Here is a 7,528-nt window from a genome sequence, read left to right as displayed (position 1 = left end):
TCGGATTAAATCCTTGAACGAGCGTTAACTTTAAATCCTTCGTAAATTTTGTCATACAAAAAACTGCACCTCCAATTGTTAGACTGTGTCTAACAATTGGGGTGCAGTTCACTAGCGTATAGGAAATCGGCTTTTTCTTTATGAAATTTTGCTTAGCGTACAAAATTCGCGAAATGTTGGTGCTATCCCATGCCCATCAAGCTAAGGTTGGGTATTCCATGAACTTCCGTTCTTGTTGTCTACATGCTTGATATTTTGTTTATTTGTTTTTAAAAATACGCATTCCAAATAAACCTTGATAAGGTGTAATTTTAAAGATTATGCAGTTTTCTGCTTTAGATTGGATACAGTGCACTGATAAACAACGCCTAAAATATTAAAGACTGTCTTTTTCTCATATCGATGGGATTTCCGTCCGTTTTTCTGTAAGAGGTCAAACAGACGAAGGAAAACTTTTGATACTTCTTGGGTGTCTTGTTGTATAGCTTCATATACTAAGTACAGATGATCTTGAATCATATAAATTGCTTTATATTCACTTAATTCTTTTTGTTTTTTCTGTAGTAACAGCTGTCGCATTTTGAACATAGTGGAAGAACAAAGAAAAATAGCGATTAACTGTCCATAAAGATGACATTCTAGACGCTCTCGCTTAATATTGTGATAATGATTGATACCAAAAAGAGATTTCCATGTTTTAAATACAATCTCTTTTTGCCAACGTAGAGAGTAAACCTCGTGAACCTGTTCCATCGGAACAATTTCCCATGGGATGTTGGTAATATAAATATTGATTTCTGTTAAACATTTACTTTTTTCAGAGTATGTAACTCCTTTTTTCTTTTCAACATAGGTTTGCTGTTTCCTACGTTTATGAGTTTGAGTCGATGTCAGTCTGTATATCACAACTCGTGAGGATAATTTTTGTTGTCCAATATAGGCATTCCGAATTTCATAAGTATCTCCTGGTTTTATCTGATGCATAATATCTTCAAGGTTAAGTAAAACATATAGGGATTGCTTTTTTACTGTCCCATCCGGAAAGAATTCTGGGTAATCATTTTTTACATATACTCTATTATTTAATTTCAACCGTGAAACATAGAATACACCTCGTTGATCCATCTGGTCTAAATCTTTTAGAGAAAAGTATCCTAAATCTCGAATACATAAATCTCCTGGGCGTAAGGTATCTAAACAATCTGTACCAAAGGTTTTATCATTATTTTTACCTGGTTCCATCTGAAAATTGAGGAATTTTCCACTATGTAAATCATACTCTAGCTGAATTTTAATACCGGCTGTTTGTGCACAGCCTCCTGAACCAGGATAAATAGGAGCCAAATGATTAGGGACTTGAAAAATAGTAGCATCTAAAATACGTATACGTTGAAAATAAGAAGTATATTGGTTTGAGATTTGAGAAGAATCGTTAAGTTTGCTTTTGATTAAAAGGGAAAATACACGCTGTAGAAATAAAACAGCGCATCGGTTAAAACGTTGATTAAGTCCTTCTGGACTCATGAGTGTAGCTGTATTTGCATAAAGTTGACTACATAATCGAGTGAGGGAATCACTTGCTACATGTTGACTAATCCAGATACATAAAGCAGCCAAATCTCGTGCGCCATACTTACTTTTACGTTTTACAAAACCTGTCTCTTGTGCGAGTTGTTGAAGAATATGTGGAGATAGATATCGCTGTAGCTCTTGAGCGAACAAATGAAACTCTTCTTGAATCGAAAGATTCATAAAAAACGCCATCCTTTCTATATATTTCTACAAAAATAATAGCGTATTTTCATTATTTTTTTGGGTGAAATTCTAAATTTTTATGGAACTGTATTAAAAAAACCAAAATATGGTTGACGATTAAGGATTACATTTGTAATATTTAATTATAGATTACAAATGTAATACAAGGAGTGGAATTTTATACAATGAAAGAATTACCTAAAATATCGGAAGCTGAATTGGAAATCATGAAGGTTCTTTGGTCAAAATATCCCCAAACAGCGAATGAAGTGATTGAAGCGCTAGAGGCAACAATGGACTGGAAACCGAAAACGATTCGAACGCTTATTAATCGATTAGTCCAAAAAGAGGCTGTTTCTTACCAGCAAGATAAAGGGCGTATGTATGCCTATTATCCTTTAGTGTCGCAAGATAGATATCTACAAGTAGAAACAAAATCCCTCCTCAAACGTTTCTATGGTGCGGCATTTAAACCTTTACTTGTGAATTTCTTAAAGGAAGAAAAACTATCTTCAGAAGACATTAACGAACTCAAACGTATTCTGGATGAGAAGTCTGAGGAAAATCAGAGGAAGGATAGATAATGATGATAGCTATGTTTGTAAACGTCTATCTACCTCGATTTTTTGATTGGGTGATAGAAACATCCATTATGGCAAGTATATTAGTCGGCTTAATCTTATGTGTCAAAATCTTGCTTAGAAATAAGATAACTCCGCGATGGCAGTACATGTTATGGATGATTTTAATTGTAAGACTTCTATTACCATGGTCACCAGATAGTTCCTACAGTATTTATTCTCTTCTTTCATATAGCTCTGGCGTGTCTGAGATTTTTCAAAAGGATACTACTCCAGCTATACAACAAAAAAGCGTGTCAGAAGATAAAACGAATTATTCAGTAACTACAAAAGGAGATAGTTACAAATCTAACTCCGTAAATGTAATGAAAGAGAGTGACCAAATAGATAGTAATAAAAAGAAAGAAGATACTACACTTTCCGTTTATAAAGTTACGTTATATATTTGGCTTTTTGGAGTTGCTATTCTAGCAACGATAACTTGTATTACGAATAGACGATTATATTCTTACATAAAAAAGCAACCCAATATTACGGATGAAAAAATTGTTGAGATTTTTGAAAACTGTAAACAATCTATGGGAATTAAGAAGCAAATTCCATTACGGTTGGCTGGGAAAATCTCAAGTCCGACTGTTTTTGGGCTTTTTCGCCCGAGAGTATTATTATCAAGCAGACATATGGAAGTATTGAATGAGCAACAACTACAATATATTTTTTACCATGAGCTATCTCATATGAAACGAAGAGATATAGCTGTAAATTGGGTTTTGTATAGTTTAATCATTTTAAATTGGTTTAATCCGATTCTTTGGTATGCCTATTCATGTATGCGAGAAGATCAAGAACTAGCCTGTGATGCATTTGCGCTCACTTTTATAGAATCAGAGGAACAAATTGCATATGGACATACAATTATTACTCTTTTAGAACAGTATTCAAGTTATTATCAAGCACCGAATCTAGCTAATTTAAGTAGAAATAAACGAACGCTAAAAAGGAGAATTCTTATGATTAAGAAATTCCAGAAGAAATCCTATCGCTGGTCCGCTCTTGGAATTATTGCTATAGTTGCTGTTTCATCTATTTCCTTATTCAATGCACATGCAGTAGAAGGAGATGAAAGGCAGAAGGGACAAGTGGTAGAAAAACAGCAGAAATCTAAAGATGCTTTTCAAAATGCTGTAGAAACAATATTAGGTACACCAGAAAATGCGGAAAAAGAGTGGGGGATGGTAGAGAAGTCATATAAAAGAGATGCAGACTTTTTGTATTTGGCAGAAAAATGTTTAACAAAAGAGGAATTTGAACAGTACGTACAACTGTTCAAGGAAACTCGTGCTATTCAGAAAAAAGCAATGGTCAAAAGAAAGATAGATGAGAATTTTAAGGATTATGACGGAGATACAAAAGAACTTAGGGAGGAGCGTTTGAGTCAAGCTGATCGTGAAAGGTTAAATGCGCTTTATAATCAATTAAAACCATTTATAGATAAGGTGAATGAATCTTTAATATATACCGTAGAAGAAGCGCAAAAATATGTTAATTTCCAAATTAAGAAACCGAATTATACAGTTGAGGGGTATAAGTTGCAGAAAGAATTCGGGGATTCATTCCCTGAAAGAACGCCAAAATTAGTTATTAAATCAGAATATATAAAGGGGAAATATGGTTATACCATTTATCAATCTGAGATTCTTGAAGGGAGTAAAGATCCATTTTATAATCTTTTTAATCGGGAGGAAGATATAAAGAAGTATGAGTTAGAAGGGAATCAAGTGTTTTATTCTGCTAATCATCCCATTTCTAATTTACAAGGTATGAAGATGATTGTTCCCGCAAAAGGAAACAATAGTGCATATCAGATAGTTATCATAAATGTTAGTTTAGATTATCAGAGAGAAAAAGTGTTTGATAGGAATGTAAACAAAACGGAACTGGAAAAAATAATGCTTTCAATGCTGAAATAATACAGAGGTGTTTTGAAGGTTTATACCTTTAGAACACCTTTTTAGTTATATTAAGCATAAATACAAGGAGGAAAAGAAATGCACTCAAACAAATATAACACCTTAGCATTACTTTGTATGATGTTGTTTTTATTACTTGGATATTAATATTTTCATATGGGGATTATAACTATTCTGCTACCGATGCTGGCAGTAATTTTACTCCCGCCGAAATGAGAATATCGATTGTACTTGATATTTTACAAATGACATTGCTAGTGATGTCTTTTGTATTCGGATTGATTGCATATTATGTTTCAGAGGACAATGGAGGATATGCAGGAATATATATCTTAACATCTCTCGTTTTGTTTATATTGACAGGGTTTTATGATGTTGTAATAGTTTACATATTAGTAACTGAGCCAATACATTGGAAGTTTTTTTTCATGTAATTGTTAAACAAGAAGTGCTGGTGAAAGATAATAACTTTTTCTAAATAGGGGACCGCCACATGCCTATCAACTTAATAAATTGGTAGTTCCCCAAAACGAAGAAAATTTTCGTTTTGGGGACATTTTAAAATATTAGCTTGATAGTAATGTGGTGCTATCCCTAATAAAGCAAATCCTCCAGCAAAACCGCAGCCTTTACCGTAACTAACACCATATCCTATAACAATAGTGCCTCCTTTAGATTAGAGGATAAAACTAGGGTTCATTCCATGTAATTTAATGGGTGCACACTACCTTATGTATTTAGGAATGAATTGGGCAGATCTTCTTGAAAATAAAAAAAAGACGCCATAAAGCGCCTCCCATTTGGGTAAATAAGAAGTAAGGTTTCCAAGATAACTGAAAAAATAGAACAGGTGGTTAGAGTTTATCATATTCTTTTGCCGAATGAACATGCATTATTACATATCATCGCAAACCCTTCTATTTTCCATTTGATAAGATCAAATCCCAATATTGTTAATAATTAAATAAATATTTCTGCAAATTCAAAGTATTTATAAAAATATAAAAGTGATAAATTTAAGGTGCAAGTTATAAAAAATATTTAAGGGGGATTTATTATGTTTAAGAAATTAGTAGTAGGAACATTAGCAACTGGTATCGTATTAACTGGAGGGATTGGAGCAGCATCAGCAAGTACAGTAGGTGTAGATAATACTAAAAATTCAGCGCCAATTATTCAACGTACCCAAATACTTAAAGATGATTTCAGTCTGATAAATGGTGGCTCTGGATCATTCTATGCAGCTGCTCGTACTTTATACTAATATACAAAGAACCATCTTAAATATATTGAAGAAGAACAATGGGGGAGTTTGAGGATAAAGGAGTTTTGTTATAATATCATCGCACGCAAATGCAAAATCAAAAATGGCCTACCTAGGGAAATAGGTGGGCTTTTTAATGTAGAAAAAAAGACACCCAAAGGTGCCTTCCTCCGACTTGAACCACTTTAATTTTAATGATATGTATTGGAATCTCATCCGAATATTGTTTTAACGTATTTATCCATATTTTTGATTGCGAAAAAATGAAAAGCATAATATCTTATTACTGCTTGTTCATAGCTTTTATCTGTTCTTCATACACATATTTAGTCGTCATGAAATCGTTAGGGAAGTCGTTAATCGCTTTCTTCATAACGTTTAGTTCTTCCTGAGATTTGAGTTCAATACCATTTATATAATCAAACGCCTTAGATTGTTCATCTGCTACGTAATTCTGTGTCATGTAATCATCTGGAAAGTCTTTCTTTGCTTTTTCTTTGACGGCATTCATAGCAGCTGTTTTATCGATATTTTTTATAGGATTTGTAAATCCCGATGCAGATTGTTGAACATCTTGTTTGGGTTGTTCTGGTTTTATTTCTTTTTTGGGTTCGGTTGGAGTAGTTGTAGCTTCTTCTTTGGTGTTTTTTCCGCCAACAACAACAATTACGACAACGGCAATGATAAACCAAAACCACCACTTTGTATAAAATGAGTTTTGCATAATTCATTTCCTCCAATTATAGGGAATGTGGAATTTCTCATCCAAGCATAACAAATCCAGTTACAACTATTTTGTTGTATCATGTCGAATAAAAATAAAAAAAGAGAGCTATAGCTCTCACTCTCAATTAATAGCAACCAAAGATGCTTCAATGATATATCGCTCAGGTGCATCTCCAATATAGTTAAATGGATAACATGTAGTTAGTGTTAATGTTGGTTTATCTCTTGAGATAATTACGGTACGATCATTTGCATCTGTAATCCAGTGTTTTTGAATTTGATAAGTATATATTTTTTTATCATACTCAACTAAAATATAGTCATGTTCTTGTAAATCTCCTAAATTAGTAAATACCGTATCACGATGTCCACTTAAAACAGTATGCCCATTTCCAGAAGGAGTGGTTGTAATGTCACTAACAAACATTCCTACCCCTTTTTTTAAAGTTTTTGCATCAGCACCCCAGTAAACTTGATATTTCTGTTTAGTTTTCGGTATCACCATGTAGGCAATTTGTTCTCCCATTTGATGTTGAACTTGAGAAGCTGGGATCTGTTTTGGTGATTCTGGTAATGGTTCACTAGTATTTGTAAGATTAGGTTCTTGATTTGGTAGAATATGTTGGGATTGTTCTTTGTTTGATTCATTTTTGACATCTTTTTTATCATTAGTAACAGGTTGTATATCTTTATATTGTTGAATTTCAGTACTTGTTAAGGCTTCAACAGTTTTTCTTGCGTCATACCAATCTATAAAGTAATAAAAAAAAGTAAAAGAGCCGATAGTAATTAATAAAGCTCCCAACCAAACAAGTTTGTTCAAACTTATCACTCCACATTAAAAACGACAGGAATATTCCTGCCGTTTTTAGGTATTAGTTTAGGCATTCGTTTTTTTACGAAGGAATACAAGAACTGAACCTGCTAATACTAAAGCAGCGCTTGCAAGCATCATTGTAACACCGTTTGATGCTGTATTAGGTAATTTTTCACCTTGTTTTTTTGTTTCATTCTTTACAGCTGTTTGTTTAGTTTGCTCTTGTTTATTGTTTGTTGTTTGGTTGTTTTGTTGTGTATTTTCTTGTTTTACAGGTTCTTTTTTAGTATCTTCCTGTTTAACTGGTTCTTGTGGTTTTGTTTCATCCTTTTTAGTAGTTTGTTTGCTAGCTACAAATTGATCGTAGTCCCCTTTTTTTACTTCACAAGGTAAGCCGTCATTGTCACGGTCTAAG

At 33.2% G+C, this 7,528-nt stretch carries 7 protein-coding genes; 3 read left to right on the top strand and 4 right to left on the bottom strand.

Translation table 11 applies throughout. The features are described 5' to 3' along the window. Positions 1-318: 318 nt before the first annotated feature. A complete protein-coding gene (locus MR107_RS28335; protein ID WP_242293018.1) occupies positions 319-1,752 on the bottom strand; it encodes an IS4 family transposase in 1,434 nt (477 codons plus the stop codon). Between the two features lie 188 nt (positions 1,753-1,940). Here MR107_RS28335 and MR107_RS28330 point away from each other — a divergent pair, with 188 nt between their 5' ends. The 3 genes from MR107_RS28330 (at position 1,941) to MR107_RS28320 (ending at position 5,570) form a co-directional block, all read left to right on the top strand. After that, positions 1,941-2,339 carry a BlaI/MecI/CopY family transcriptional regulator gene (locus MR107_RS28330; RefSeq protein ID WP_213747437.1) on the top strand — a complete coding sequence of 133 codons (399 nt, stop codon included), beginning with the start codon at positions 1,941-1,943 and terminating at the stop codon, positions 2,337-2,339. A gap of 2 nt (positions 2,340-2,341) precedes the next feature. After that, the gene (locus MR107_RS28325; RefSeq protein WP_137049932.1) at positions 2,342-4,306 is read left to right on the top strand and encodes a M56 family metallopeptidase; all 1,965 of its coding nucleotides are present in this window, start codon (positions 2,342-2,344) and stop codon (positions 4,304-4,306) included. A gap of 1,057 nt (positions 4,307-5,363) precedes the next feature. Further along, positions 5,364-5,570, top strand: coding sequence for a hypothetical protein (locus MR107_RS28320; protein WP_242293019.1), 207 nt, complete (start codon positions 5,364-5,366; stop codon positions 5,568-5,570). Between the two features lie 283 nt (positions 5,571-5,853). Here MR107_RS28320 and MR107_RS28315 read toward each other — a convergent pair whose 3' ends face one another. The 3 genes from MR107_RS28315 to MR107_RS28305 form a co-directional block, all read right to left on the bottom strand. Further along, entirely contained in the window at positions 5,854-6,294 is a 441-nt protein-coding gene (locus MR107_RS28315; RefSeq protein ID WP_242293017.1) for a hypothetical protein, read from the bottom strand. Between the two features lie 123 nt (positions 6,295-6,417). Beyond that, positions 6,418-7,119 carry a class D sortase gene (locus tag MR107_RS28310; protein WP_086388422.1) on the bottom strand — a complete coding sequence of 234 codons (702 nt, stop codon included), beginning with the start codon at positions 7,117-7,119 and terminating at the stop codon, positions 6,418-6,420. A gap of 57 nt (positions 7,120-7,176) precedes the next feature. After that, positions 7,177-7,528: LPXTG cell wall anchor domain-containing protein (locus MR107_RS28305; protein WP_242293016.1), on the bottom strand; the 352-nt coding region annotated here is incomplete at its 5' end.

The sequence above is a fragment of the Bacillus cereus group sp. BfR-BA-01441 genome, assembly GCF_022663075.1.
Lineage (GTDB): Bacteria > Bacillota > Bacilli > Bacillales > Bacillaceae_G > Bacillus_A > Bacillus_A cereus.
Note: the sequence above shows the minus strand (reverse complement) of the source record. Positions and strands in the feature narration are given on the sequence as shown.

Bases quoted from the DNA above. Each gene is read 5' to 3' on its own strand.
- MR107_RS28320 (WP_242293019.1), top strand. From the start codon at position 5,364: ATGTTTAAGAAATTAGTAGTAGGAACATTAGCAACTGGTATCGTATTA.
- MR107_RS28325 (WP_137049932.1), top strand. From the start codon at position 2,342: ATGATAGCTATGTTTGTAAACGTCTATCTACCTCGATTTTTTGATTGG.
- MR107_RS28330 (WP_213747437.1), top strand. From the start codon at position 1,941: ATGAAAGAATTACCTAAAATATCGGAAGCTGAATTGGAAATCATGAAG.
- MR107_RS28315 (WP_242293017.1), bottom strand. From the start codon at position 6,294: ATGCAAAACTCATTTTATACAAAGTGGTGGTTTTGGTTTATCATTGCC.
- MR107_RS28335 (WP_242293018.1), bottom strand. From the start codon at position 1,752: ATGAATCTTTCGATTCAAGAAGAGTTTCATTTGTTCGCTCAAGAGCTA.